General features: G+C 34.0%; 21 protein-coding genes and 1 tRNA gene. 12 read left to right on the top strand and 10 right to left on the bottom strand.

Annotated elements, in window-relative coordinates; all coding sequences use genetic code 11:
- Nucleotides 1-162, top strand: a 162-nt coding sequence (locus K8V80_RS01985) for a transposase (protein ID WP_276775082.1), incomplete at its 5' end; no start/stop codon positions are given.
- A gap of 167 nt (nucleotides 163-329) precedes the next feature.
- On the opposite strand, the gene K8V80_RS01980 is transcribed toward K8V80_RS01985, so the two are convergent.
- Both K8V80_RS01980 and K8V80_RS01975 read right to left on the bottom strand, forming a co-directional pair.
- Nucleotides 330-416, bottom strand: a tRNA-Ser gene (locus tag K8V80_RS01980).
- A 155-nt stretch (nucleotides 417-571) separates the two neighbouring features.
- Nucleotides 572-2,077: a potassium/proton antiporter gene (locus K8V80_RS01975; protein ID WP_006744363.1), complete on the bottom strand. Its 1,506-nt coding sequence runs from the start codon at nucleotides 2,075-2,077 to the stop codon at nucleotides 572-574.
- 181 nt (nucleotides 2,078-2,258) lie between these two features.
- Here K8V80_RS01975 and K8V80_RS01970 point away from each other — a divergent pair, with 181 nt between their 5' ends.
- Complete coding sequence (locus K8V80_RS01970) at nucleotides 2,259-2,900, top strand: HAD family hydrolase (RefSeq protein ID WP_276775079.1); 642 nt, start codon at nucleotides 2,259-2,261, stop codon at nucleotides 2,898-2,900.
- Between the two features lie 83 nt (nucleotides 2,901-2,983).
- On the opposite strand, the gene hemG is transcribed toward K8V80_RS01970, so the two are convergent.
- From hemG to K8V80_RS01945, 5 genes are all read right to left on the bottom strand, one after another.
- Complete coding sequence (gene hemG / locus K8V80_RS01965) at nucleotides 2,984-4,354, bottom strand: protoporphyrinogen oxidase (RefSeq protein ID WP_276775077.1); 1,371 nt, start codon at nucleotides 4,352-4,354, stop codon at nucleotides 2,984-2,986.
- Between the two features lie 16 nt (nucleotides 4,355-4,370).
- Entirely contained in the window at nucleotides 4,371-5,738 is a 1,368-nt protein-coding gene (gene hemN / locus K8V80_RS01960) for an oxygen-independent coproporphyrinogen III oxidase (protein ID WP_276775075.1), read from the bottom strand.
- 4 nt (nucleotides 5,739-5,742) lie between these two features.
- The gene (locus tag K8V80_RS01955; protein ID WP_276775073.1) at nucleotides 5,743-6,975 is read right to left on the bottom strand and encodes an MFS transporter; all 1,233 of its coding nucleotides are present in this window, start codon (nucleotides 6,973-6,975) and stop codon (nucleotides 5,743-5,745) included.
- A gap of 16 nt (nucleotides 6,976-6,991) precedes the next feature.
- A complete protein-coding gene (locus K8V80_RS01950; RefSeq protein WP_276775071.1) occupies nucleotides 6,992-9,130 on the bottom strand; it encodes a TonB-dependent receptor in 2,139 nt (712 codons plus the stop codon).
- A 493-nt stretch (nucleotides 9,131-9,623) separates the two neighbouring features.
- Nucleotides 9,624-12,440 (bottom strand): S9 family peptidase, encoded by a 2,817-nt coding sequence (locus K8V80_RS01945; protein ID WP_276775070.1) that lies wholly within the window; start codon nucleotides 12,438-12,440, stop codon nucleotides 9,624-9,626.
- Nucleotides 12,441-12,835: 395 nt separating this feature from the next.
- Here K8V80_RS01945 and K8V80_RS01940 point away from each other — a divergent pair, with 395 nt between their 5' ends.
- The 4 genes from K8V80_RS01940 (at nucleotide 12,836) to K8V80_RS01925 (ending at nucleotide 16,707) form a co-directional block, all read left to right on the top strand.
- On the top strand, nucleotides 12,836-13,537 hold the full coding sequence (locus tag K8V80_RS01940) for a cell division ATP-binding protein FtsE (RefSeq protein ID WP_276775068.1): 702 nt from the start codon (nucleotides 12,836-12,838) through the stop codon (nucleotides 13,535-13,537).
- Nucleotides 13,538-13,576: 39 nt separating this feature from the next.
- Complete coding sequence (locus K8V80_RS01935) at nucleotides 13,577-14,899, top strand: aspartate kinase (protein WP_006744371.1); 1,323 nt, start codon at nucleotides 13,577-13,579, stop codon at nucleotides 14,897-14,899.
- Nucleotides 14,900-14,975: 76 nt separating this feature from the next.
- A complete protein-coding gene (lysA, locus tag K8V80_RS01930; RefSeq protein ID WP_276775065.1) occupies nucleotides 14,976-16,136 on the top strand; it encodes a diaminopimelate decarboxylase in 1,161 nt (386 codons plus the stop codon).
- Nucleotides 16,137-16,209: 73 nt separating this feature from the next.
- A complete protein-coding gene (locus K8V80_RS01925) occupies nucleotides 16,210-16,707 on the top strand; it encodes a ferritin (protein ID WP_006744373.1) in 498 nt (165 codons plus the stop codon).
- Between the two features lie 210 nt (nucleotides 16,708-16,917).
- Here the strand turns inward: K8V80_RS01925 and kbl are convergent, their stop codons facing one another.
- Nucleotides 16,918-18,105, bottom strand: coding sequence for a glycine C-acetyltransferase (gene kbl, locus K8V80_RS01920; RefSeq protein WP_006744374.1), 1,188 nt, complete (start codon nucleotides 18,103-18,105; stop codon nucleotides 16,918-16,920).
- Nucleotides 18,106-18,255: 150 nt separating this feature from the next.
- On the opposite strand from kbl, the gene K8V80_RS01915 reads away from it, so the two are divergent.
- The 6 genes from K8V80_RS01915 to K8V80_RS01890 all read left to right on the top strand — a co-directional run bounded on the left by K8V80_RS01915 (nucleotide 18,256) and on the right by K8V80_RS01890 (nucleotide 25,380).
- Entirely contained in the window at nucleotides 18,256-19,212 is a 957-nt protein-coding gene (locus K8V80_RS01915) for an NAD-dependent epimerase/dehydratase family protein (protein WP_006744375.1), read from the top strand.
- A 13-nt stretch (nucleotides 19,213-19,225) separates the two neighbouring features.
- Nucleotides 19,226-20,098, top strand: coding sequence for a DUF4348 domain-containing protein (locus K8V80_RS01910; protein ID WP_006744376.1), 873 nt, complete (start codon nucleotides 19,226-19,228; stop codon nucleotides 20,096-20,098).
- A 14-nt stretch (nucleotides 20,099-20,112) separates the two neighbouring features.
- On the top strand, nucleotides 20,113-21,123 hold the full coding sequence (gene murB / locus K8V80_RS01905; protein ID WP_276775061.1) for a UDP-N-acetylmuramate dehydrogenase: 1,011 nt from the start codon (nucleotides 20,113-20,115) through the stop codon (nucleotides 21,121-21,123).
- Complete coding sequence (locus tag K8V80_RS01900; protein WP_006744378.1) at nucleotides 21,123-21,884, top strand: MBL fold metallo-hydrolase; 762 nt, start codon at nucleotides 21,123-21,125, stop codon at nucleotides 21,882-21,884. Before murB ends, K8V80_RS01900 begins: the two co-directional genes overlap by 1 nt.
- A gap of 80 nt (nucleotides 21,885-21,964) precedes the next feature.
- The gene (locus K8V80_RS01895; RefSeq protein WP_276775058.1) at nucleotides 21,965-23,491 is read left to right on the top strand and encodes a hypothetical protein; all 1,527 of its coding nucleotides are present in this window, start codon (nucleotides 21,965-21,967) and stop codon (nucleotides 23,489-23,491) included.
- Between the two features lie 98 nt (nucleotides 23,492-23,589).
- Nucleotides 23,590-25,380, top strand: a complete 1,791-nt coding sequence (locus tag K8V80_RS01890; protein ID WP_276775057.1) for a MutS-related protein — start codon at nucleotides 23,590-23,592, stop codon at nucleotides 25,378-25,380.
- Nucleotides 25,381-25,415: 35 nt separating this feature from the next.
- Here K8V80_RS01890 and K8V80_RS01885 read toward each other — a convergent pair whose 3' ends face one another.
- Both K8V80_RS01885 and K8V80_RS01880 read right to left on the bottom strand, forming a co-directional pair.
- Entirely contained in the window at nucleotides 25,416-26,399 is a 984-nt protein-coding gene (locus tag K8V80_RS01885; RefSeq protein WP_006744381.1) for a dihydroorotate dehydrogenase-like protein, read from the bottom strand.
- A 58-nt stretch (nucleotides 26,400-26,457) separates the two neighbouring features.
- Nucleotides 26,458-26,938: YggS family pyridoxal phosphate-dependent enzyme (locus K8V80_RS01880; RefSeq protein WP_276775055.1), on the bottom strand; the 481-nt coding region annotated here is incomplete at its 5' end.

Here is a 26,938-nt window from a genome sequence, read left to right as displayed (position 1 = left end):
ATCTATTCACATTATGATGAAATATTAAACTTCTTCAACAATCGATCAACAAATGCTTTTGCAGAGAGTTTTAACGCTAAACTAAAAGCCTTTAGGACTCAACTAAGAGGGGTTACAGATATTAGTTTCTTCCTATTTAGAGTGACTAAACTATTTGCTTAATAAGTTATCCCCCCAGTTTTGCAGGTGATCCACAAGAATCTCTATATATATAGGGTAGGTAGATAAGAAAAGAGCATCCTAAATTAATAGAATGCCCTTGTTTTGCTTGTTTTGGTACTCGATTTAGTACCTCTTACTATTAAGTAGCTGATAATCAGCGTACACTGCGGAAGCTGGGGGATTCGAACCCCCGGACCGGTTACCCGATCGGCAGTTTAGCAAACTGCTGGTTTCAGCCACTCACCCAAACTTCCTTTGTCATTTTCTCTCAAATGCGATGCAAATATAAGTCGAACTTTTTGACTACGCAAATAATAAGATAAAATATTTTTAATCAAATTTGAGGGGTATGACTTATCCTGTTTAAAATCAATCTTTTAATGTGAAAATATTTTTACATTATTATTTATTAATTTTCTGTATCTGTATGCATTTCTACATGAACCTTTTGTACCGCTTCATCTGAAATTGCTTTTTCTTGTTCAGATATGAGTAATAATACATCATCTATATGAAGTACCAATGAACCATTCGGTATTAAAAACTGCTTGCCTCGTTTCACTAACATAACCAATGTTCCTTGAGGGACACTCATATATTTTAATGTGTTACCATGTTTTAGCATAGCATCGTTTACCGTGATTTCAAAAAGATGCGTATTCAACTCTTCGGGTAATTCCACTCCAAACTGATTTCCTTCTTCTTTTAAGGGTGTTGATAGATGTAGTAGCTTAGCTACAAAGGATATGGATGTTCCTTGAATTACAAGAGATAGTATGGTAATAAAGAATACGATATTAAAGATAACATCAGCGCCTGGTACATCATGCATTACTGGATAGGTTGCAAAGATGATTGGTACAGCTCCTCTTAGTCCTACCCACGAAACAAAGTGCTTTGCATTGAGTGAAATCTTTCTGAATGGCAGAAGGCATAAGAAGACACTCAGTGGACGACCTAAGATGATCATAAATACACCAATAAGAATAGCGACAGGAGCTATTGTCAATAATTCATGAGGATTAACTAGTAAACCTAGTGTTAAGAACATGATGATTTGGAATAACCAGCTAAATCCATCCATAAAAGAAGAGATCTCCTTACGGTACATCATTCGATTATTTCCTACTAATATACCTGCAATATATACAGCTAAATATCCATTCCCTTTCATTGCATCGGTAATAGCAAAAGTAAAAAACACAAAAGACAACACTAAAATAGGATATAAAGAGGCGTTAGCCATATTGATTTTGTTGACAATAAATATGACAAGCTTACCAAATATGTATCCAGCAACACCACCTACAACAAACTGGGTAACAAAAGAGAGGGCTATTTGACCTGCACCCATCCCAGAGGATTCTATAAATTGAATGAGTACAATAGTTAGCATAAATGCCATGGGGTCGTTACTTCCACTCTCTAACTCAAGCATTGGACGTAGATTCTCTTTTAAATTCATCTTTTGAGAGCGCAGAATAGCAAATACTGAAGCAGAGTCAGTAGATGACATGGTGGCTGCTAGTAATAAAGAAGTGGTTATGGGTAGGTGTATATTAGTCCACGACATTCCCGACAAAAAGAATATAAATAATCCCGTAAATAGAGCCGTAAAGAATACTCCAAAGGTGGAGAGAACGATGCCAGGAGCAATAATGGGTTTTATCTCTTTATATTTGGTGTCCATACCACCAGAGAATAGTATAATACTTAAGGCCACCATACCTATAAATTGAGCATCGCCTGTATCATTGAATTGCAAACCAAACCCATCAGAACCAAAGATCATGCCGACAAAAAGGAAGAGTAATAAGGTGGGAACGCCAAATCGATATCCTGTTTTACTTACCACGATACTCACAAAGAGTAGTATAGATCCGATGAGAAGGATGTTTTCTGCTGTAAAAATCATAATGATTAATTTCTATAAATTAGAATGAATAAGAATAGGAAACTGTATGTGCGAAAATAACTAAAATAATTTTGAATTGGAAAGGACAAAGCTCCTCAAAGTTAATTAATTTGTTGTTATCAGCGTTTATGACAATCTTTATGTGGAATATATACTAAAAACATTTAAACACTTCGTTATTATGTCTAAAAAAAGAGTCGTATTGTTTGATTTTGATGGAGTTATTATGGATACCGAGACTATTTACACTGAGTTTTGGGATGATCAGGGAAAAAAGTATCTAAATATAGAGAATTTTGGAAAGATTGTTAAAGGAAGAACGGATGATGTTATTTATAAAAAATATTTTACAGATCATCAGCATTTAATTCCCCTCTTAGATAAAGAAATAGATCATTTAGAAAATACTATGCCTTTTAATTATATAAGAGGTGCTGAGGAATTTATGTTGCACCTGAAGGCTGAAGGAGTAAAAATAGGGATGGCTACTAGTTCTAATAATAGGAAAATGGAAATAGTGTTTGGCCAACATCCTCGGTTAAAAGAGTTATTAGATTATATTGTGACAGTGGATATGGTGTCTCATCCTAAGCCAAATCCTGAATGTTATCAAAAGGCAATGGAGTATTTTAATGCTTCTCCTAAAGAAACTGTTATTTTTGAAGATTCAATTTATGGACTTCAGGCAGCAAGAGATGCTGGGGCGGTAGTAGTAGGTTTAACAACAACTAGTACTTCTGATGAAATTGCTCATCTGTCAGATTATATTATTCCTGATTTTGATGGAATTACATATGATACAATTCGTGAGTTTTTAGATTAAGCAAGAGCGATACATTTAGTAAAAATAAATAGTCCCCTTATCATTACAAGGGGACTATTTGTATTCTAACTCAAGGAGTTCTTTTAAGAAATAGAGCGAGCTATTTCTACTCCTTGTCGTATGCGATCTGCCATACCAATACCTCCTTTTACGTTTCCTGCAATATGAAGACCTTTGAAGGTCTGCTCTAGGCTTATAATGGTCTTAAAGCGTTCTCCACTATTTAGTTCGTACTGTGGGATAGCATGTTTGTGTCTGAAGATATGTATTAAGTCTGGTTGTTTATTGCTAGGGAATTTCAACATATCGTGAAAATCTTTAATAACCAACTTTTTCAGTTCTTCATCACTTATTTCTGTAAGTTCTACGTGTTTTACTCCACCAATAAAGAAAGAGAATAATGCTCCTTCTCTGGGTGCTCGTCCCTCAAAGCAGGCGGAAGGATATAAGATGCCTAATACATTTCTATTCTCACAAGAAGGTACCAATCCCCCAAATGCATTAAACTTTAAGCCCTCTGTATCTTTCACTCCCACACTAACTTGTACAACAGGAGCATAGTGTAAATTGGCTATTTTATTCATGTCACTACATTCAATAAAGGGTAATATTTGGGGTAACGCATATCCACCTGTTGTTGTTATAACTTCTTGAGAAGTGAATTCAAAAGAATTATCAGAAGTATTGAACTGTGTAATCCATAAGTTTCCTTGTGGCTGAATCTGAGTGTTTTTTGCTCCTATAAAAATAAACTCACTTCCTATCTTTTTTTCTATAGCCTTAGGTATTTCATTTAATCCTCCTTTTGCTGAAAAGACCTTTTTAGAAGCTAGTTTATCACGATCTGATTTGGGTATCTTTGCTTTGGCCATAGCCCCTTTTATAAAGCTACCGTAATTTTGTTCTAAATTATATAGTTTGGGTAGGGCAAATCGAGTAATAAGGGTTTCAGGATTACCTGCATATACTCCCGATAAAAATGGATCGACAGCGTAGTTAAGAAAAGATTTACCCAACCTTCTACGTGTTAAGTTTGCTACAGATTCATCGGGGTCTGTTCCTTTCTGACGAAAAGGTTCTCCTAAGATTCTAAACTTATCTGTAAAGCTAAATAAAGGAGTAAGTAAACCTCCTAGCATTGAAGAAGGTATTTCATGAAATTGTGAGCCTTTCCATATCAGTCTTCTTTTAGATTCTTCTTTTGCCGTTTCCAATTGACATAGAGGTGCTAAATCCTGAAAGAGCTCTGCTACTTCTGGGTAGGAAACAACACCCGTATTTGGTCCTTTTTCAAAGGTGAAACCCTCTTCTTTAAAAGTTTCTATTTGTCCCCCAATTCGGTTATTCTGTTCAATGACGGCTACTTTCTTTCCTTTTTTATGTAGATAGAAGGCGGCAGTTAGTCCTGTTAGTCCAGCACCTATAATCACAACATCGTATTTCTCTTTTATCATTTATCTCCTCCTCAATTTATACAGGTTTAGAAAATTTCTTAGTGGTGTTTTCCATCAATTTATCTAGCGAAGCAGCTACATTACGTACAAACAACTTACCCTTGGGAGTCATTTCTATTCCTTGTTCTGAAAAATGAATGAGTCCATCTTCTTGGAAAGCGAGTAGTTCACTTTCTTTATATCGAATAGCTTTTAATATTTCATCTTTTTCTAGATGAAGGTGTGTAGAAAGCTCTTCCCAGTAAATAGCGTAGTTGCACATCAACGATTCTATGACCGCTCGTGTAATCTGTTCTTCGTCTGTCAAGGTGTATCCTTTTGCTATAGGAAGATTACCGCTTTCTATCACTTCCATATACTCTTGAATTGTTTTTACATTTTGAATGTAAGCTGAATTCAATTGTCCTATACCCGTAACACCAAATGCATAGACTTGCCCTGTGGTTCGTCGGGTACAATAACCTTGGAAGTTTCTATGAAGTTGTTTGGCATGGAGAGCTTGATAAAGCTCATCTTCTTTGCGAACAAAATGATCCATACCTACAGGCAAATAATGAGCGTCTGCAAGGAGTTTAGAAGCTTGTTCAAATAGTGCTTTTTTAGTTTCACTATCGGGTAGTCCTGCCTTTTCTAATATGAGTTGTCTCTTACTTACCCAAGGAACATGGGCATAAGAGAAGGTAACTAAACGATCGGGATTTAGTTCAATCGCTTTACTTATTGTATTTGAAAAGCTCTCTACAGTTTGGAGAGGAAGTCCATAAATAAAGTCCATGTTAATTTTGGCATCAGCTTCTCTTAATATCTGGAATATGTGTTCTACAGGAATTAGAGAAGGTCGTCTGTTGGCAGTTTTAAGAACTTGCTCATCAAAATCTTGTATCCCTAAGCTAAAGCGATTAAAATGTGCACCCGTTAAGTCTTGCCAGTATTTCTCATCTAAATATCCAGGGTGACACTCAATTGCAATTTCTGGGCTTTGAATTGTTTCAAATCCATCAAGTAAGCGATCATTTATTTCTTTTAAAACAGATACAGGCAATACTGTAGGAGTTCCACCCCCATAATGTATTTGAGCAATTTTTCTGTTCTTATTGAGCAGAGGCTTTACCATTTCTATTTCTTTGAATATGGCTCTAACATATCTATCTATGTTCTCTTGTTTCATCATAGGAAAAGAGTTGCAGCCACAGTAGTGACAAAGATGTCTGCAAAAGGGGATGTGTAGATAGAAAGAAATATGAGAAGGATTAGCGTGATTTGAAAGCTCTATTGCTTTTAAATAATCCGTCTGAGTAAAATGGTCATGGAAAAAGTTTGCTGGGGGATAGCTTGTATATCTTGGTACAGGAATATTGTACTTTTGAATTAGATTTTCAGTCATAATATTATTTTTTAAACGCAATCAATATATAAATAAGGGATAGAGTTGCTAGTCCTACTTCTACACAGGCTAGCGTTTGATATCCAAAGTGTTCAGCTACAAACCCACTTCCAATAGCTACACACATAGAGCTTAGGTGAGTTATTACAGTCTGAATTGTAAAGTCTGTTCCTTCTTTTCCTGGACGAACATAGTCCATAGCTGTAGTATAAACAATGATAGTAGCCATACCATAACTTGTCCAAAGAAGTATAATGCCTAGATAAAGGAGATGTGGAGCATGAGGTATTTGAAGTATCACCCAAAAATAAATTGTGGAAAGAAGGATCATAGATCCAAATAAAATACGTGAATGATGTCTTCCTATTTTTCGTACAATAAAACCTCCTATAAAAGAGGCTACAAAGCCTACTGCGGTTCCAACTATGCCAAATATAAATCCTATTTTACTTGTTGAATACCCCATATCTACTAAATAGGGCTTAAGCATGGCTAATGTCCCTATAACCCCTGAATAGAATAAGAAAAGAAAGATGATTTGCCTCCCAATGGGTTGTCCCTTTTGCGTAAAAAAGTAAATAATATCTTTTTTACACGCCATGTGTTGAGGCTCTTTTTTCTTAATGGTTAATCCTCTATTGAAAACGAGCGGGATTATGGCTAATAATACAAAAAGACCGACATAGGGTAATAGGCTACTCCAACCAATCTTTTGGAAAAGGAGTAGTAGTAGTCCCGACCCTATCATTACACCACCAAAACTACCCATAGATTGCATACTATTAACCATACTCTTATCCTTATGGCTAAATGAAAGTACGGCAAGTGCATCTGTAGCTATATCTTGTGTTGCTGAAGCAGCAAAAGAGATAAATATAAGCGTAATAATCGTGTTGAAATTTACCGTATAATCCATCAACGCAACTGCAAAGATGGAGGCAGCATAAACTATTTCTGAGCCCAAAATCCATCTTTTATAATCGGCTGTTGTTTGGCACTTTTTATCCACGTAAGGAGACCATAAAAACTTAAGAATCCACGGTAATTTGATGAGCTGCATAATACCAATAGTGGATAAGTCGAAGTTTTCCTGTCGCATGATAACAGGAATAATGGTAGAGAAAAAGCTCTTGGGGATAGATTGTGCTATATATAGGAAAAAGAAGGTCCATAAATTGAACCTTCTTGCCCCTGGGGTTATTTTCTCTAATAAATCGTCCTTTGTGTCTTGATTCATATCGTGTTTATGGGGCTTATAATCGGATTGTTAATGTTCCTCCAATAGTGAAAGGTTTGCCTTTTTGTGCTGTAGGACTTGCTGTAGCCGATACATAAGCATTGTATTTTTTATTTGTTATGTTTTTTGCCCAAAAGGATAGCATATAATCACTCCTTTTAAACGATATTTGGGCATTTAATACATCATAATAACTTTGTGATAATTCATTATTATCTGCCCAATAAATTTTACCTGTACCCAAATAGGTTACCCCTAATTGTATTTCATCTAATTTTTTGAAGGGTTTGTAAAATGTGTAATCTGCATGTAAAGATAACGTATGATCAGGAACTAATGGTAGTCTGTGGTCTTTAAAATCTATATCTTCAGAAAAAAGATATTTCTTGAAGTACGCTTTTGTATAGCCATAATTGGCTTGGAGTATAAGTTCATCAACCGGGCGGGCGCTTAAGCTAATCTCAATGCCTTTACTGGCAGATTTACCTGCATTTTTTAGTTTCCTTCCTCTACCACTTTCTATGGGTTGAAAAACTTGCTGATTTTTCCAATCTATATAAAATAGTGCTATGTCGGCAAAAAATCGGTTATTACAGAAATTTAATTTTGTACCGAGTTCATAGTTCCAGCTATACTCTGGATCAAAGGTCCTTTCTTCTTTTTTATCGAAGGAAGTGTTGAATCCTCCTGCTTTATATCCTCTGGTAACCGATGCATAAATATTTTGCAAATTAGAGGTTGTATATTGTAAGGTAAACTTGGGTGTAACTTGTCTAAAGTTGAGTTTCTCATCAAAGCCGTCTTTGCCTACATTGGTTTCCCCCTTCATATTATTCATCTGATAGTCGTTATTGGCATGTTCGTAATCGAAGCGAATACCGGCAGAAAGAGATAGTCCATCCCAGATGATATTATTGAGAGTTGATTGGTGAAAAAGAGCTAATCCGTAAGTGGGTATTTCATATAGCTTATTGCTGATAACTCCTTGTGTAGGCATTTCAACATTAAGATCTCTATGTATGTGCTGATGAAAGCCAAATAGACCAAAGAGCCATTGATAGTTGTTTTTAGAGTCGGATTTAATATTTAATTCTTCTGAGAACATCCTATGAATTTCTTTTTTGTGTACAGCATAAAGATCTTTAGGTGTAAAATCTTGGTCGATCCTTTGATTATCTGTGAGGTATTGAAAAGAGGTTTGACTGTTTATTTTATAACCTTTTCCTGAATATTCTACATTAACTCCCGATGTGGAAATGGTGCGAATGTAAGTAGTGGGTCTATTGTAGTTGACATTCTCCGTCTGATCTGTTTCCGTATTATATAATCCATAAGGGAACCCATTTTGGTCAAAATAATCGAGAGAGGTTATTAATTTTAATTTCCATTTTGGAGTGATATTCCAGTCAAATCGGATTCTTCCTTGTCCACCATCTGATTTGTCTGCTTTTTCGTGTAAATACTCATTAGTAAAAAAACCTCCGAAATAATTATAGTTACCCGAAAAAGAGATTCCCATATCTTCTTTTATTTTAATAGAGTGTGTAGCTGTAATATCATATAGATTATGATTACCTCCCGTATATTTAAAAGTAGTACCAGGGTTGTGGATAGGAGATTTTGTATATACGTTAATAATACCTCCCATGGTGTTTCTTCCATACAGAGTCCCTTGTGGTCCTCTCAAAACATCCAGACTTTCTATGTTGCTAAAATTAAAATCAAAAGAAGAGCTTTCAAAATAGGGAACACCATCAATATATAGCCCCACAGATGGAGAGTTGATTTTGGAACCTATCCCTCTGATATAAATGGGAGATGATACCTTTGCTCCATAATCGGGCATATATAAATTGGGTACAAGTCCTGTTATTTCTTTTATGCTTAGTAGAGTTTCTTTTTGTATTAGTTTGCTATTTATAGAACTAGTAGAGACAGGAGAAAGACGGTAATCTTTGTCTTGTTTAAAACCTTGAATAACGATCTCTTCCAGAAAGAAAGGATTGTTTCTTCTCAATGAATCGAGTTCATCATCTGTGATTTTGTCATTTGTTACTCGAATAATAGATTTTAGGTTCGTTTTAGGTTTAGCTTGAAGAGATTGTAATCCCCAGCAGGTACAAAAGAGTACGATATAAAAAAGTTGCTTTGTCATTTTAATTATGCTTTTCACCAAAGTTTACTGCAAAGTAACAAATATGTGAGATAGGTATCAATCCTAATAAGTTATGATTTTTACACTTTTCAAGATGAATATTGTGTTTTTTAGCCAGATATTATTGAGTTTTGTGCATTACTCACAAGTTACTTATTCTTTGTCAATCTTAAAACTGTTAGCTATAATTTAGGCATAATTATACATGATGAAAATGTATTATAATCCACTTATTTTTTTATAATGAGATTAAATTCTTTTGACACCGACATGATGATGACATGACACCGACATGATGACTTTTTGACCCTGATCTAATCATCTCTTGACTAAGTTAAAGTTTTAAGCTTTTATTGTGACGTATTTTTATTCAATTCTGAGAGATTAGACCATTTGACGTAGTATAGTTTAAGCGACTTTATAAAGCTAAAAAAACGGCTATCCTATTTTAAAATAATATAGGATAGCCGTTCTTATAATGAAAACTCAAAGTTTAGTGTTTCATTAAATTTGTACCCCAAGTTTTTCCTTTGCGGGTAGCAGGAACTCCATATTCCATCCATTCTGGTTTAGGATCTCCTTTTAAATAATGGTCGAAGAACTGTTGCAAACGAATACTTAAATCTTTGCGATTCACTCTTTTTACTAAATTGTGTTCTTCCTTATTGTATTGAAGCATCCACACGGGTTTCTGTAATCTACGCATAGCCATAAACATTTCTATTCCTTGATACCAAGGCACAGCACCGTCATTATCATTATGCATAATAAGAAGTGGAGTTTCTATTTTATCTGCCCTAAATACAGGAGAATTTAAAATGTACAACTCTGGGCAATCCCAAAGTGTGCCACCAATTCTACTTTGTCCTTTTTCATATTGAACTTGCCTACTTGTTCCTGACCCCCATCTTATGCCACCAAAAGCACTAGTCATGTTGGCAACAGGAGCTCCCGAGCCAGCAGCTTTAAACATATTGGTACGTGTTACTAAGTATGCCACTTGGTATCCACCCCAGCTTTGTCCTTGAATAGCCATGTTCTCTTTGTCAATCCATTTGTTTTTAGCTAAAGCTTCTGCACCAGAAACAATACAATTGTATGCCGATTCTCCTGGTAAACCAGCAGTGTAATGAATGTCAGGAGAGAAAACTACATAGCCTCTACTTACATAGAATGAAATGTTGATGATTGACCAACTTGGTTGAGGCATATGGTGTGCATTTAAGTTATTTGAATGAGTTTCGTAGAAATAGATCATTACTGGATATTTCTTGTTTGGATCAAAATCTTCGGGTTTGTAAACTATTCCATCCAATTTCTGTCCATCAAAAGCTGTCCAATGAACTAATTCAGCAGTACCCCAATTATAATCGTCTTTTTGTGGATTGATATGAGAAAGTTGGGTGCTCGTTTTAAATAAATTATTGGTGTAATATAAGTCAGGGCAAAGTACAAAATTTGATTTTATAAAAATAAAGTCATTCCTATCTTTAGCCTTTAATAGCTTGTTATAAGAGATAGCTTCCTGTTTTGTGAGCATCCTAGGTTCAGCTGCTTTGTCTATATTTAATTGAGCCAAGGCCATATCCTTATTCACTGTATTAAATACAGAAAGCAAAAGTTGTTCTTTGGGTTCAAAGAAGCGTTGCTCTTCATCTAAAGAGATATGACGATATTTGAGTTGATTGGCTCTTCCTTTTTGTTGTGTTAGGCATAGGGGTGCTTTGTTTCCACTCGCATCAAACTTCCAAATATCGTATGCATCGTAAATTAAAACTTCCTTATCGTCTTTTGTCCATCCAGCATCACCATAAGGATAAGGATCCATAGGCATATCTTCTTTTTCATCCCAAAAGTTGACATTTAGGCCACTTGTTAGGTTTGTGATTTTATCTGTAGATAAATTGTAGGTATACCAATTTCTATCTTCATTATTATACATCAACAAATAATTTCCATTGGGAGAAGTTGATATATAACCATCATACTCTTCAAGAAGTAATTTTTTGTTTCCTGTTCTATAATCGAATTTATAGATGTCTTTACTAGAATTACCACCCCATTGAGATTCTAAATTATGTTTCGAACGGTCGGTTATAATAGCAAAATCAGCATCTCCTCTATTCACTCTATTTATAGATTCAAATGGGTTTGTGCTAATAGGAAGTAGTGTATGCGGATTATTCAAATGTAAAACAGCTGTGTAGGTACGTTTGGCCTCCTTATTTCGATTCACTAGTTGTGACGGTTGGATATTAGGATCTTGATAATGCCATATATCTAGTGCTGATTTTTCTTCTTTGTAAGTGATGGTATCACTAGGCAATGTAAGGGGAGCTATAGATGTGAAAATCTTTTGTCCATCCTGACTAAAAGAAAGTGTACTATTATCTGTGAAAGCCCAATTCTCCGGTAGGTTTTCACTGTAATCTTTTGCGATTAAAGTTTCACAATCTTTACTCCCTGCTCGGTGAAGTAATAACTCGTAGTTTTTGTTTGTAGGTAAAACAGAATCTTTTGCTGCTAAGAAAGCTAACATATTTCCTTCTTCATTGAAGCGAGGAGTAAGATACTTGTAATAGCCAGATGCTAGGACTTGTTTGTTTTTATTTATTAAGTCATAAAGAATAACTTGTTTTTCTGTCTGAATAGTATCCTTTTTATTAGGAGAAGTAACTACAACCAACTGATTACCATTTTTACTAAAGAAGTATTTCTCTGCATAGTTGATTGTATCGCACCAAGCTGAACCCAACTCTCTGATAACAAGAGGTTCTTTAAATAGAGGTTTTACTTGCTTTTCTTTTTCTGTCTTAGTGTCTTTTACGTCTGTCGTATCTTTGGGTTCTTTAATTTTCTCAGGTTGATAGGCATAAAATTGATTCCCTTTTTCTCCAATTTTGTAAGACTTAATAGCTCCTAGGGTGTCTATTTTATGGATAGGGAGTGAAGCTATAATAAGTGTGTCTTTAGGGGCATCCTCTTTTTTGCCTTTATTCTCTTTATGAGCTTTAGCTTGAGCAAACTTAGGCTTTATTTTACCGATAAAAAACTTCTCATTAGGGGTAATGAAATAACTGCTGACTCTGTCTATAGATGTTTTATCTTTCTTTTTTAAATGATGAAGGAAAAAGACATCATCACCTTCTTGTGGTGATACAAAGTAGGATGCGTAGTTGCCGTTATCTGATATTCTCATTTGTCTTACACTTTCCCATTGATCATAGACATCATGATCTAACGGTTTTTTTTGTGCAAAGCCATTATTTGCGAGTAATATACAGAAAATGAATAATAGATACTTTTTCAAAACTGTAATGTGTTTTAAGTGAATAATGATTTTTTGATAGTTGCGTTTTCAATTTTGCTAAGATATTAATTCTTTCTTAGTCTGTTAAATATTCTTGTTGCAAAAGCTTGATTAGAAGTGTAATTAATGATGGTTATATAAAAAACAGAATGAAAGAAAAATAGACAAAGTGATATAAATGGAAATGAAAAGCCTTTTTAATGGATGAGAAAAGATATTGCTCCTAAGGTATTTGTGCTTAATGAATTAACCTTTAAAAACACTTTATTGAGTTTTAGGATTACTACGTGTCTAAAAATTCGAATTATATTGTATCTTTGTTCTCTATAACTATATTATATACTATCTTATGGAGCATAATACGATCTCCTTAATTATAGTGAAATAATGAATTCATGGAAAAACCTCTTGTCGACTATAAAAATGTAGAAATTCGTCAGGGTAATAGAGTGATACTTCAGAATGTGAATTTGTCTCTAAACTCTGGTGATTTGGTGTATTTAGTAGGAGAGGTTGGTTCTGGAAAATCAACATTCTTACAAACTCTCTATCAAGAGATACCCATACAAAGTGGTATTGCAGAGATTTTAGGGTATCGTTTGAACCAATTAAGAGAAAAAGATCTGCCTAAGTTAAGACAGAAGTTAGGCATTGTTTTTCAGGATTTTAAGTTGTTGCCCGATCGAACTATACACGCCAACTTGAGTTTTGTTTTAGAAGTAACAGGTTGGCAAAAATGGGCGGCTATCAATCAACGCATTGATGAAGTACTTGAGATTGTTGACATGAAAGGGTCTGAAGATAAATATCCTTATGAATTATCAGGCGGAGAACAACAGCGAATAGCAATAGCAAGAGCTATATTAAATAGACCAGCCATATTGTTGGTGGATGAACCAACAGGAAATCTGGATTTTATAACAGGCAAGTCTATTTTTACACTCTTACAACATATGGCTAAAGAGGGCACATTAGTGATAATGGCCACACATAATTTATATTTAGTTCGGGAGTTTCCTAGTAAAGTTTTTCAAATAAAAAGTCAAACTTTACAAAACATAACCGAAAAAATATATGTTAGAGAAATAAAGGATTGAATAAAAGGAATACTTAACAATTTTAATAGCGTAGTGAAAATGAAAATAATGAAGTTTGGAGGAACCTCTGTTGGTAGTGCAGAACGCATCAAAGAGGTGGCCAAATTAATTACTAATGGTGAAAAGAATATTGTGGTTTTGTCAGCAATGTCTGGTACAACCAACACCTTGGTAGAAATTGCGGATTATCTTTACAAGAAGAATCCAGAAGGAGCCAATGAAATTATTAATCAATTAGAATCTCAATATCGAAAACATATTGAAGAGTTATACTCTACGGCTGAATTTAAACAAAAAGGTAAAGAGTTAATAAAATCTCATTTTGACTATATCCGTTCTTTTACAAAAGATTTATTTACGCTATTTGAAGAAAAGGTGGTATTGGCTCAAGGAGAATTAATTTCTACAGCCATGATGAATTACTACTTGCAAGAACAAGGAGTAAAATCTGTATTGCTTCCAGCTTTGGAATTTATGCGCACAGATAAAAATGCAGATCCTGATCCTGTATATATCAAAGAAAAATTAAACAATCAATTAGAACTTCATTCAGATTCTGAGATATACATTACTCAAGGGTATATTTGTAGAAATGCTTATGGAGAGATAGATAATTTACAGCGTGGAGGAAGTGATTATACGGCTTCATTAATTGGTGCAGCTGTCAAAGCAGATGAAATTCAGATTTGGACAGATATTGATGGAATGCACAATAATGATCCTCGTGTTGTACAAAATACCCAACCTGTTCGTCATCTACAATTTGAAGAAGCCGCAGAGTTGGCTTATTTTGGAGCAAAGATTCTCCATCCAACTTGCATTCAACCTGCTAAATATGCCAATATTCCTGTCCGTTTACTGAATACTATGGATCCAGATGCTCCTGGAACATTGGTGAGCAATGACTCAGAACAAGGAGTAATAAAAGCTGTAGCAGCAAAAGAAAATATTACAGCTATAAAAATAAAATCAAGTAGAATGTTACTTGCTCATGGTTTCTTACGTAAGGTATTTGAAATCTTTGAGAGCTACCAGACATCTATTGATATGATCTGCACCTCTGAAGTAGGCGTATCTGTGACTATTGATAATACAAAGCATCTGAATGAAATTTTAGATGATTTGAAAAAATATGGTACAGTTACAGTTGATGAAGACATGTGTATTATCTGCGTTGTAGGAGATTTACGATGGGAAAATGTAGGCTTTGAAGCCAAAGCACTCGATGCTATGAGCAATCTTCCTGTTCGAATGATTTCTTTCGGGGGTAGTAACTACAATATATCCTTCTTAATACGAAAAGAAGATAAAAATAAAGCCTTGCAGCAATTAAGCGATAGGCTGTTTAATGGTAATCATTAATAAATAATCAGCACAAGCGTTTTTAGCCTCTCCTTAGAATGGATGTTAAAAACGCTTTTTTTTAATCTACTTTTACATGAAAGGACAATTTCCATTAGATCAGTTTAAAAATTTAGATACTCCCTTTTATTATTATGATACACGCCTTTTACAAGAAACTTTAGATACTGTTAAATTACAGTTAAAAGGGCAAGATCAGTTTAAAGTACATTATGCATTAAAAGCAAATGTAAATTCTGAGATACTCCAAATGATTAGAAAAAATGGTTTTGGAGCAGATTGTGTGAGTGGGGGAGAGATACGAGCAGCTATACAGGCTGGTTTCAAACCTGAAAATATTGTTTTTGCAGGCGTTGGTAAATCCGATTGGGAAATAGAATTAGGACTTGATTTGGGCATATTTTGTTTTAATGTTGAATCAATTCCTGAATTAGAAATTATTAATGAGTTAGCACTGAATATGGGGAAGAGAGCACAAGTGTGTCTTCGAATCAATCCTAATGTAAAGGCTAATACACACGCTAACATAGCTACTGGTCAGGCTGAAAATAAGTTTGGCATAAGTTTGCACGATTTAGATAAAGTGATGGAGTGTGTCAAGCAGTTGAAAGCGATAGACTTTGTTGGGTTACATTTCCATATTGGTTCACAGATATTGGATATGGCAGACTTTAGAGCCTTGTGTAATCGTGTAAATGAGTTATTGGATAGGCTTGAAGGTAGAGGAATTAGAATCCCTCATATTAATGTAGGAGGTGGATTAGGAATTGATTATGCTCATCCCAATCGTCAAGCTATTCCCAACTTCGAATCTTATTTTGATGTTTATGATACACATTTGCGTATTCGTTCATATCAGACATTGCACTTTGAACTAGGGCGTTCATTAGTGGGTCAATGTGGTTCTCTGATATCTCGAGTTCTTTATGTGAAAGAAGGAACAAATAAGAAATTTGCCATTTTGGATGCAGGAATGAATGATTTAATTCGTCCTGCCCTTTATCAGGCTTATCATAAAATAGAAAATCTTTCTTCTGATGAGGATTTAGAGGCTTATGATGTAGTAGGACCAGTATGTGAATCATCCGATGTTTTTGGAAAATCAATTGATTTAAATAAAGTTTCTAGAGGTGATTTTATGGCTATTCGTTCTGCTGGAGCGTATGGTGAAGTAATGGCATCAACCTATAATTGTCGCTCATTACCAAATGCATACACTTCAGATGAATTTATTTAAAACAAATTGATTCATTATCTTGTTATATGTGTGTATTTAAGAATTTGATTAATTAAATTAAACACATAAAATTATGAGAATCTCACAAGATTTAGAAAAACAAATTAACGAACAAATCACTGAAGAACTTTGGTCTGCAAATCTATACTTATCAATGTCTTTTTATGTGGCTGATTTGGGTTATGATGGTTTCGCTGCATGGTTGAAAGCTCAATCTATTGAAGAAACAGAACACGCACATGAATTTGCTAATTACTTAATTACACGTGGTGGTAAAGCTCTAGTTGATAAAGTTGATGTAGTTCCTCAAGGATGGGGTACAATAGAAGAAATTTTTGATAATGTATATAAACACGAATGTCATGTGTCTGATAGAATCAATGAAATTATGACATTAGCAGTAGCGAAAAAAGATTATGCTACTCAAGATTTCTTGTTTAGTTTTGTTCGTGAACAAATAGAAGAAGAAGACTCCGCTGACAGAATGCTTACTCGAATAAAGCAAGCAGGCGAACGTGGTTTGATGTATTTAGATAAGCACATCTTAAAAACATTTCAACAAGAAAAATAATAGAGAATCTATTTTAAATAATAAAAAAGCTTTCGTGTTAACGAGAGCTTTTTTATTATAAACTACTGCGTCTCACTTTTTGAAGAAATATGATTGTGACTCAGTAATAGACTAAACTAGGATATAATAAGAATAGATTAGTTGATAATAAAAGTAAGGCGTCCTTCCTTTGAAGAAGAACGCCTTACTTATATCTTAATTAGGATACAATTATTTGATTGTTCCTAGTTCTTTACCAACTTTGATAAAAGCATTGATACATTTATCTAGTTGTTCACGATTGTGTCCAGCTGAAAGTTGAACGCGAATACGTGCTTCTTCTTTTGGAACTACAGGGAAATAGAATCCAGTAACATAAATACCTTCATGAAGCATACGAGTAGCAAAGTCTTGAGATAGCTTAGCATCGTATAACATAACAGCACAGATAGCACTTTGAGTAGGTTTAATATCAAATCCAGCTGCTAGCATTTTATCACGGAAATAGCTAACGTTTTCAGCTAATCTGTCATGAATGCTATGGTCTTCTTTAAGCATTTTGAATACTTCTAAACTAGCACCAATAATACCAGGAGCTAAAGAGTTTGAGAATAAGTAAGGACGGCTACGTTGGCGTAACATGTCAATTACTTCTTTACGACCAGTTGTAAAACCGCCCATAGCTCCACCAAAAGCTTTACCTAGAGTACCCGTATAGATATCAACACGATCGTACGTATTGTATAATTCACTTACGCCATGACCTGTTTCACCAACAACACCAGCAGAGTGTGATTCATCTACCATAACTAGAGCATTGTATTTGTCTGCTAGGTCACAAATCTTGTCCATAGGAGCAACGTTCCCATCCATAGAGAATACTCCATCTGTAACGATGATGCGGAAGCGTTGTGCTTGAGACTCCTTCAGGCATCTTTCAAGATCTTCCATATTTGCATTTTTGTAACGATAGCGTTGTGCCTTGCAAAGACGCACACCATCAATGATGGAAGCATGATTTAATTCATCAGAAATAATTGCATCTTCTTTCGTAAAAAGAGGCTCAAATACACCACCATTGGCATCGAAGCAAGATGCATACAGAATAGTATCTTCCGTTTTGAAGTATTCTGAAATGGCAGCTTCGAGTTTCTTGTGGATGTCTTGAGTTCCACAGATAAATCTTACAGAAGACATTCCATATCCTCTTTCGTCAAGAGTCTTTTTTGAAGCTTCAATAAGGCGTGGATGATTAGATAGTCCAAGATAGTTATTAGCACAGAAGTTAAGTACTTCTTCTCCTTTAACAGTAATAGATGCTTGTTGTGGGCTAACAATAAGTCTTTCTTCTTTGTAAAGACCTGCTTCTTTAATCTCAGCTAATTCATTGCTGAGGTGTTCTTTCATTTTTCCGTACATAAAAAACTTGTTTTATAGTTGAAATTTTCGCTTAATACAAAGGACACTATTTTTAATTAAATAAACAATTCCGTTTAATATTAAATCTAAGAAAAAAATACTTACTTTGTACTACGATTCATTTTATATTAATGTCATAATTAGAGTTTAATGAAAAACATATTAGTTATTGGATCAACTGGACAGATTGGTTCAGAATTGACGCTCGAATTAAGGAAGCATTATGGTAATGACCATGTAGTTGCTGGGTTTATAACAGGTTGTGAACCTAAAGGAATCCTAAAGGAATCAGGCCCATCAGAATTGGCTGATGTTACTAACCCTGAGCAACTAGAAGCTATTGTAAAAAAATACAACATTGACACAATTTACAACCTCGCAGCATTGCTTTCGGTTGTGGCAGAATCAAAGCCTCGTTTGGCTTGGAAAATTGGTATAGATGGATTGTGGAATGTTTTAGAATTGGCACGTCAAAATAATTGTGCTGTTTTTACTCCAAGTTCAATTGGTTCATTTGGTGAAGGGACTCCTGCTTATAAAACGCCACAGGATACTATTCAACGTCCAAGAACCATGTATGGTGTATCAAAAGTCACAACAGAGATGTTAAGTGATTACTATCATACAAAATATGGTTTGGATACTAGAGCAGTACGTTTTCCTGGGATAATCTCTAATGTAACCCCTCCAGGTGGTGGTACAACTGATTATGCAGTTGATATTTACTATTCGGCTGTTAAGGGGGAAAAGTTTATTTGTCCAATAGCAGAAGGTACGTTGATGGACATGATGTATATGCCTGATGCTCTTCGTGCTGCTATCAGCTTAATGGAAGCTGATCCGACTAAATTAATTCACAGAAACGCATTTAATATAGCTTCTATGAGTTTTGCTCCCGAAACTATATATGCCGAAATAAAGAAACATAAGCCAGAGTTTGAAATGGAAATTCAAGTAGATCCATTGAAACAATCAATTGCAGATAGCTGGCCAGATTGCCTTGATGATACTTGTGCTCGCCAAGAATGGGGCTGGAAGCCTGAGTATGATTTATCTTCAATGACTGTAGATATGTTAGAAAAGCTATCTGCTCGTTTGAAAAAATAAGCTATTTAAAGTTATGATTAAAATTACAAAGATTCAGAAGCTGTTTGTTCTAAGTTCTTGCATTCTTATTATGGCTTGTGGGGGTTCTCCAAAGAAAAAAGTCGAAGAGAATGTTTATGCGAATGAAGAGCTATACACTGATGATTTTATTTTGGAAGACTCATTAGGAATGGATTTCTCAGGAGAACCATATCATATGGGTGTGGATGAATCTTTTGATGATTTTGTGTTTGCATATGCTGCTAATCCAGACTTTCAAGCTCAACGAACTAAATTTCCACTTCCTGTAATCGAGGAAAATTTAGATTCATCTTTCTTAGATAGAAATAATTGGGTGGTGGATACCTTGTTCACAGATAAAGCTTTTTATACCATTCTTTTTGATAAAGAAGATGATATGGATATGGTGAGTCAGCCCGATTTAACAGATGCTCGCGTTGAGTGGTTATATTTATGTGATAAGAGTACAAAATCGTATAATTTTAAAAGAACAAATGCTATTTGGATGCTAGAATCAATCTCTATGGGGCATCTTGAAGAATATCAAAATGAGGAATTTGTGAAGTTTTATGGTAAATTTGCCACAGATACAGTTTTCCAGCTTTCTCGATTAACTCATCCTTTAGAGTATGTAACAACAGATCCAGAAGATGATTTTGAAATTCTTGAAACCGTTATAGACTCTAATAGTTGGAGGAATTTAAAACCTGTACTACCTAGTACAAAATTGGTTAATATCAATTATGGTCAACCGAATAACCCCAAATCTAAAACAAAAATATTAGCAGTGAAGGGTATCGGAAATGGTTTTTCAAATGTTTTTTTCTTTAAATTAAATAGAAAAGGTGTTTGGGAATTATTTAAATTTGAAGATATTGGAGTTTGATTAGTAAGAATCATATGATTGAAATAAAAAATAATTATTCTCTTCGCTCGCACAACACTTTTCGCATTGATGTGCGAGCGAAGAAATTTATAGAGTACTCTTCGAAAGAGAGTTTAAAGTCTTTAATAGAAACAGGGGAGGTAGTACCTCCTTTTTTGCATATAGGCTCAGGAAGTAATCTCCTTTTTTTAGAAGATTATGACGGTACTATTTTACATTCTAAGATAGAAGATATAGATATAGTAGAAGAAGATGAAAAGTCTCTTGTACTACGTGTAGGCTCTGGTGTTAATTGGGATGAGTTAGTTGCTTATACTGTATCAAAAAGTTGGTATGGATTAGAAAACTTATCATTAATACCTGGAGAAGTAGGAGCTAGTGCTGTTCAAAATATTGGAGCTTATGGTGTAGAAGTAAAAGATTTTATTCAGCTGGTTGAAACTATCGACTTAGAAGGAAGAAAACGTAATTACTCTCCCGAAGAGTGTCAGTATGCTTATCGTTATAGCATATTTAAAGAGAAAGAGAATAAAAATATTATTGTTACGCATGTTCATTATAAACTGAGTAAGCAAGAACAGTACAATCTGGCCTATGGTAGTATTCAACGAGCTTTAAGTGATTATGAAGATGTAAATTTAGCAAATGTACGAGAGGCTATTATTAAAATACGTCAAACAAAGTTACCCGATCCTGAACAAATTGGTAATGCTGGTAGTTTCTTTATGAACCCTGTAGTAGATAAAGTCCATTTTGAAAAAATTCAAAAAGAATATCCTGATATGCCATTTTATAGAATTGATGAAGATCATATTAAAATACCAGCAGGTTGGATGATTGATATCTGTGGATGGAAAGGTAAATCAATAGGACAAGCAGGGGTACATGATAAACAAGCTTTAGTTCTTATAAATAAGGGTACTGCTACAGGTAGTGATGTACTTCTTTTGTCTAAAGCTATTCAAAAGGATGTTTATCAGAAATTTGGTATAGAGATATATCCAGAAGTAAATTTTATAGGTTAATGGTAAAAGTTCGAATTTTAGGAAGTGGTACTTCAACAGGAGTACCTACAATCGGGTGTAATTGTGAAGTTTGTCATTCTAAAGATCCCAGAGATGTTCGTTTGAGAACCTCAGTTCTTTATGAAGAAGAAGGAGTACGTATATTACTAGATTGTGGTCCTGATTTTCGTACGCAGATATTGCCTCTCCCTTTTGATCCTATTCATGCTGTGTTGATTTCTCATGAACATTTTGACCATGTGGCAGGTATTGATGATCTGAGAGCTTTTTCCCACTTTAAAGAGCTGCCTGTTTATGCAAATCATATAACAGTAGAACATTTAAAACAGAGAATGCCTTATTGTTTTATAGATAAATCTTATCCAGGAATACCACAATTAGCATTAAGAACACTACAGCCTGGTCAACATTTTCAAGTGCAAGGAATTGAGATAATTCCTTTTACCGTAATTCATGGTAAACTGCCAATTCTTGGATATAGGATAGGGAAAATGGCTTATATTACAGATATGCTTTATATGCCTGAAGAATCTTATCAACACCTGCACGACTTAGATGTTTTAATTATTAATGCTTTGAGAATTAAGCCACATCGTACTCATCAATCTTTGTCTGAAGCTATAGAAGTAGCTAAGCGTATCAATGCAAAGCGGACCTACTTTATTCATATGAGTCATGATATCGGTTTACAAGCTGTGACAGAGAAAAAACTTCCTGACACCCAATTTTTTGCATTTGATGGATTAGAAATTACTTTTTAGGTATTTAAACTACTCCAAATACTATACATTTTTTGTAAATATGCTTATGTTTGCTATTCTACACCTTAAAGCATATCAATATGAATCTACATAAATACAAACTCATCTTTACTTCTCTACTACTAGTTTTACTTGTGGGTAGTATTGGTTTGTATTTTAAAGTCCAGAATTCTAAAACCATATCTTTAGAAGATATATACTCGATAGTTCCTTCATCTGTTGAGGCTATCTATGAAGTTCATTCCATAGATAATTTAATACCCTATTATAATCGGTTAAGTGGTGATGTAGAAAATGTTTCTTTGGTACATGATTTTATTCAAGTCAAGCCCTCTTTCTTAAACAAAAATCAACCCTTCTTACTTACTTACAGTAAGAAAGGATTGCAAGGTAATGGAGAGGTGCTTCTTTTCCCTTTTCTGAACATCTTTAATGAGTGGTTAGACACTTATTTAAAAAAGTATGCTGTCCTCTCTTCTCCTCCAAAGAGTTTTGTCTATAAAGGAGTGGAGCTGTTTATATATCCTTTGAAATCCGGAAAGTTTATTACTTCGGTTACTTTGAATAATATTCATATTATCAGTTATGAGAAGTGTCTTATTGAGTCTATTGTCGATGTCTATTTAGGAGCTTCTTCTTTATTGGATAGCTCTTTCAAAGCATCTTACAGTTTGTTGAAAAATGAAGAGGTGAATGCAGTTATATATGCAAAATCAAATTATTTTACTGAAGGGAGAGAAAACTCTATTTCCAATAATACGTCTTCTGAAGAAGTATGGCAGCGCTTTAATTTAATTGTTGATGATTCTGTTTTTTATTGTCTCACCGAGTTGGATGTTGAGTCTAGTCATTATTATACGCTACAAGAGTATTCAGAAAATACGATAAAAGATACAATACAATTACCCCAAGATGCATTTAGCATTAATCGTTGGTCAGAGAGCCAAATAAAAGAACAGTTGCTCCATGCAGAAGAAGATACTATAATATCTTCTCGTGAGCAAGAGTGGAATAGTTGTTTTGGAGATTTTCTATTAGATGCGATGAGTGATGGTCTTTGGGGAGTTCGTATTCAAGATACGATAGTTTCTTCGGAAGTGATTTTGAGACTTCCACTGTCTAGCTTTGAATTTGTACAGAGCAGTATGACTAAGTTAAAACAAAATCAACGACTGATCATAAAATCATTACTTCGTGAAGAGAGTTTGTATAATCATTGGGGTACTGAAGCTCTACCAGCTCCTTTGTTTTTGAATTTACTAACTGAAACTAGCCGTGATTTGAGAGTGATTTATTTGTCTTATTATAAAAATAATCTATTTATAAGTTGGGATTATACTTTGCTAGCTCGATATTTACAAGATTTAAAACTTTCTACACCAGTAAATACCCATATCAAACTTTCAGAAGAGATTATCAATACTCCTTATTCCTTTTTTTCTGCAAATTTGGGTGTTGTGGCTCAAGATACACTTACTAATTATCCTCAAATACCTTCAGTTATTCTTAATCAGGTTGATAGATTTAAAGATTATTACTGGAGTAGGGAGTTGAATAATTTTAATAATAAACTAATTCAGATTACAGCACTCAAGAAGATTCCATAAAATAAGAGTCTGTTATTAAATATTTACATTTTATTTTCTTGCATTTAATAATCTTACTCTATATTTGACAAGAATAAAAATATCATTAAAGACTTGTTATGCTTGAAAAACACTATTCAGATTCTATTGGATTAGAAGAATCTACTTTGTCAAAACTTCATCGTTCGAGTAAAATACTTCTATGGGCTAAACTTTTTTCGTTTGGTTTTGCAGTATATGCTTTTTATCAATATGTTTTCGAAAACTTAAATGCAATGTGGGGGCTTGTATCCTTTGTGTTTTTAGGATTATACTTGCTTATTATGTTTTTAGACAGCAAGTTGCAGAAAAATATAAATTTACATATACAGATAAAGATAACATTAGAAAATGAAATAAAATATTTGAATAGAGATTTTTCTGTCTTTGATGATGGATCCGAATTTGTAGATGCTAAACATTCCTATTCATATGACTTAGACCTTTTTGGTAAAGACTCCTTATTCAATCGTATCAATCGTACTGTTTCTAAATTAGGAAGAATAAAACTAGCCAATTATCTACAAAACCTAGAGTTATCTGTGACTAAAATTAAGGAAAGACAAGAATCTATTCGTGAGTTAGCACAACAAATGAACTGGAGAATCTTATTTCTTTCTTTTGGAATTGATGCTCATTATGACTTGTCTAAGCTTGCTGAGAGTTTGCAAACGGAGAGTATAAAATCATCACTTGTATCTAAAGGGATGAGACTGGTTATGCTTCTTTCATCAATTTCTACAATAGGTTTGATTATAGCATCTATTTACGATTTAGTTCCTGTTTCATTTCCTTCCACTTTATTTCTCATTCAATTGTTGATATGCATTACTTTATCTGGTAAAGTAACCAAAGCTGCAAATGAGGTAAGTGGGTTATTAAAGGGCTTTAAGCCTTATAGAGAATTAATCAAACATGTTATAGATATAAAGTTTCAGGGGGCTGAACTTCAGAGTTTGCAGAGTAAATTACGTCTCGATAATAGTGTAGATGTAACAAAAGCTTTTACTGAATTATCTGCTATCCTAAACAAGTTTGATCAACGAGCAAATCTTTTAACTTATGTGATTTTTAATGGTTTGTTTATGAATGATCTTTGGACTTTGAGTAAATACTTAGTCTGGAAGAAAAAGAATGCTCCTTTTATGCCTGCTTGGGTAAATGTTTTAGGTGAGTTTGATGCTTTAGTTAGTTTAGGAACATATGCTTATAATAATCCACAAAATTGTGATGTCGAGTTATTAGAAGGTGAGCTTCCAGTGTTAAGAACAAAGGATGTATATCATCCTTTTATTTCTAAAGAAGTAGTTGTAAGAAATGACTTTTCTTTAGATCAGAAAACATTCGCTATAATAACAGGTGCTAATATGGCTGGTAAGAGTACGTTCTTGCGATCTATTGGAGTGAATTTTATTATGGCTTTAAATGGTTTGCCTGTGTGCGCTAAATCATTTCAAGTAACACCGATGAATCTTTTTTCTAGTATGCGTACAAGTGATAATCTAGTGAAGAATATTTCTTATTTTAATGCTGAGTTAATTCGTTTAGAAGACTTAATAATGTCTTGTAAGTCTAATAAGCATACACTTATCATTTTGGATGAGATATTAAAAGGGACAAATTCTATTGATAAATTAAAAGGTTCTAAATTATTATTGCAGGAAATTTCGAAACTGCCAGTATCGGGTATAATAGCAACTCACGATTTGGATCTAACAAAGCTTTCCGAGGGTAGTGAAAAATATTTCAACTATTGTTTTGAAATAGAATTGGCCGAAGAAATAAAATATACGTATCGTATGGAAAAGGGAGTTGCTAAAAATCTAAATGCAACTTACTTGCTTCAGAAAATAATAGATAAGATTAATTAATAAGAATAAAAAAAGGGTCTTAAGACCCTTTTTATTTATTTAGCTGAGCTAAAATATTTCAAGAACTGAGTACGTTCGAAATAATTGGCTCCACGAACATCTTGATGGTTTAGCTTTCCTTTAAACTGACTGATTTTTTCAAATCCTTTTTGATTCATCCAAGTAGCTAAGAATGTTAGCATTTTTCTGATTTCAGAATCAGATTTCTTATAAAGTACGCTGCAAATTTCCACAGCCGTAGCACCAGCTAAGATTGTTTTAATTATATCTTCTGGATTGTGTACTCCCCCTGATGCGGCATAATCTATTTTCTCAACTTCAGATGAAGCAATGCCTATCCATCTAAGAGCATTAGATAACTCGCTTGGATGGCTTAGCACAGGTCCAGCTACGTGTTTCATTTTCTCTATATCTATATCTGGTTGATAGAATCTATTAAATAAAACAATTGCATCAGCACCATTAGCATAAAGTTGTTCTATTAAAACAATAGGATTAGTAAAATTATGTCCTAACTTCATAATGATAGGAATTTTTACTGTATTCTTAATATGCTTTAAGATATCAATATGTCTTTGTTCAAAGGAACCATATTGGTATTTTACATTGGATTGTAGGGCTAGTATATTTATTTCAATTGCATCAGCTCCAGCTGCCTCAATTTGTTTTGCAAAGTCAATCCATTCAGAGTCGCTATAGCAATTTATGCTAGCTATAATTGGTACTTCATTACAAACTGCTTTGCTATCTTTAATAAGAGATAGATATTCACTTAATTTGTGATGGCGTACATATTCTTGTAGGTAATCTGCTCCTTCTGAATAAGCAGATGCATCGCTCATCATTTGATCAGTTTCAATAAGAATCTGCTCTTCAAAAAGTGATTTTAGTACAATAGCTCCAGCTCCTGCTTCAGCAAGCTTTTGGTTTTTCTCAGCTGTATTACTAAGTCCAGAGCTACTCACTATTATGGGGTTTCTCAGAGTAAGCCCTGCAAATGTTGTTTTTAAGTCGGTCATGATTACTATAGATTTTCGGAATTTTTACTTTTTAACTAAAGTAACTGATTTGTATGAATTAATATATTCTTTCTCCAAATATTTTACTTCCTACACGAATTAATGTACTTCCTTCTTTTATAGCGATAGGATAATCTTGCGACATGCCCATAGATATTTCTGTAAAGTCTTCATTAGTAGTAAAAAACTCCTTTTGTATTTCACTAAAGAAATCTTTTAGAGCTTTAAATTCATTTTTTACCAGATTCTCATCTTCTGTGAATGTTGCCATGCCCATTACTCCTGCTATTTTAACATTTTTCAGTTCCTTCCATTTTCCTTCTTTGAGCATATCTCTACACTCTGTGAATGAGAATCCATATTTAGTATCTTCATCAGCAATATGTAGTTGTAATAAACAAGGAATAATTCGACCTTCTTTTTTGGCTTCTTTATTAATATTTTTAAGAAGTCTAAAAGTGTCAACGCTGTGAATTAACGAAATAAAAGGTGCAATATATTTGATTTTATTGCTTTGTAAGTGTCCGATAAAATGCCAT

This window comes from Bacteroides coprosuis (genome assembly GCF_020741705.1).
GTDB lineage: Bacteria > Bacteroidota > Bacteroidia > Bacteroidales > Bacteroidaceae > Bacteroides_E > Bacteroides_E coprosuis.
This window is presented reverse-complemented; position numbering and strand designations above follow the sequence as displayed.

What these genes read in the sequence shown, in the direction of transcription:
- K8V80_RS01975 (WP_006744363.1), bottom strand. Translation starts at nt 2,077, where the DNA reads ATGATTTTTACAGCAGAAAACATCCTTCTCATCGGATCTATACTACTC.
- K8V80_RS01970 (WP_276775079.1), top strand. Translation starts at nt 2,259, where the DNA reads ATGTCTAAAAAAAGAGTCGTATTGTTTGATTTTGATGGAGTTATTATG.
- hemG (WP_276775077.1), bottom strand. Translation starts at nt 4,354, where the DNA reads ATGATAAAAGAGAAATACGATGTTGTGATTATAGGTGCTGGACTAACA.
- hemN (WP_276775075.1), bottom strand. Translation starts at nt 5,738, where the DNA reads ATGACTGAAAATCTAATTCAAAAGTACAATATTCCTGTACCAAGATAT.
- K8V80_RS01955 (WP_276775073.1), bottom strand. Translation starts at nt 6,975, where the DNA reads ATGAATCAAGACACAAAGGACGATTTATTAGAGAAAATAACCCCAGGG.
- K8V80_RS01950 (WP_276775071.1), bottom strand. Translation starts at nt 9,130, where the DNA reads ATGACAAAGCAACTTTTTTATATCGTACTCTTTTGTACCTGCTGGGGA.
- K8V80_RS01940 (WP_276775068.1), top strand. Translation starts at nt 12,836, where the DNA reads ATGGAAAAACCTCTTGTCGACTATAAAAATGTAGAAATTCGTCAGGGT.
- K8V80_RS01935 (WP_006744371.1), top strand. Translation starts at nt 13,577, where the DNA reads ATGAAAATAATGAAGTTTGGAGGAACCTCTGTTGGTAGTGCAGAACGC.
- lysA (WP_276775065.1), top strand. Translation starts at nt 14,976, where the DNA reads ATGAAAGGACAATTTCCATTAGATCAGTTTAAAAATTTAGATACTCCC.
- K8V80_RS01925 (WP_006744373.1), top strand. Translation starts at nt 16,210, where the DNA reads ATGAGAATCTCACAAGATTTAGAAAAACAAATTAACGAACAAATCACT.
- kbl (WP_006744374.1), bottom strand. Translation starts at nt 18,105, where the DNA reads ATGTACGGAAAAATGAAAGAACACCTCAGCAATGAATTAGCTGAGATT.
- K8V80_RS01915 (WP_006744375.1), top strand. Translation starts at nt 18,256, where the DNA reads ATGAAAAACATATTAGTTATTGGATCAACTGGACAGATTGGTTCAGAA.
- K8V80_RS01910 (WP_006744376.1), top strand. Translation starts at nt 19,226, where the DNA reads ATGATTAAAATTACAAAGATTCAGAAGCTGTTTGTTCTAAGTTCTTGC.
- murB (WP_276775061.1), top strand. Translation starts at nt 20,113, where the DNA reads ATGATTGAAATAAAAAATAATTATTCTCTTCGCTCGCACAACACTTTT.
- K8V80_RS01900 (WP_006744378.1), top strand. Translation starts at nt 21,123, where the DNA reads ATGGTAAAAGTTCGAATTTTAGGAAGTGGTACTTCAACAGGAGTACCT.
- K8V80_RS01895 (WP_276775058.1), top strand. Translation starts at nt 21,965, where the DNA reads ATGAATCTACATAAATACAAACTCATCTTTACTTCTCTACTACTAGTT.
- K8V80_RS01890 (WP_276775057.1), top strand. Translation starts at nt 23,590, where the DNA reads ATGCTTGAAAAACACTATTCAGATTCTATTGGATTAGAAGAATCTACT.
- K8V80_RS01885 (WP_006744381.1), bottom strand. Translation starts at nt 26,399, where the DNA reads ATGACCGACTTAAAAACAACATTTGCAGGGCTTACTCTGAGAAACCCC.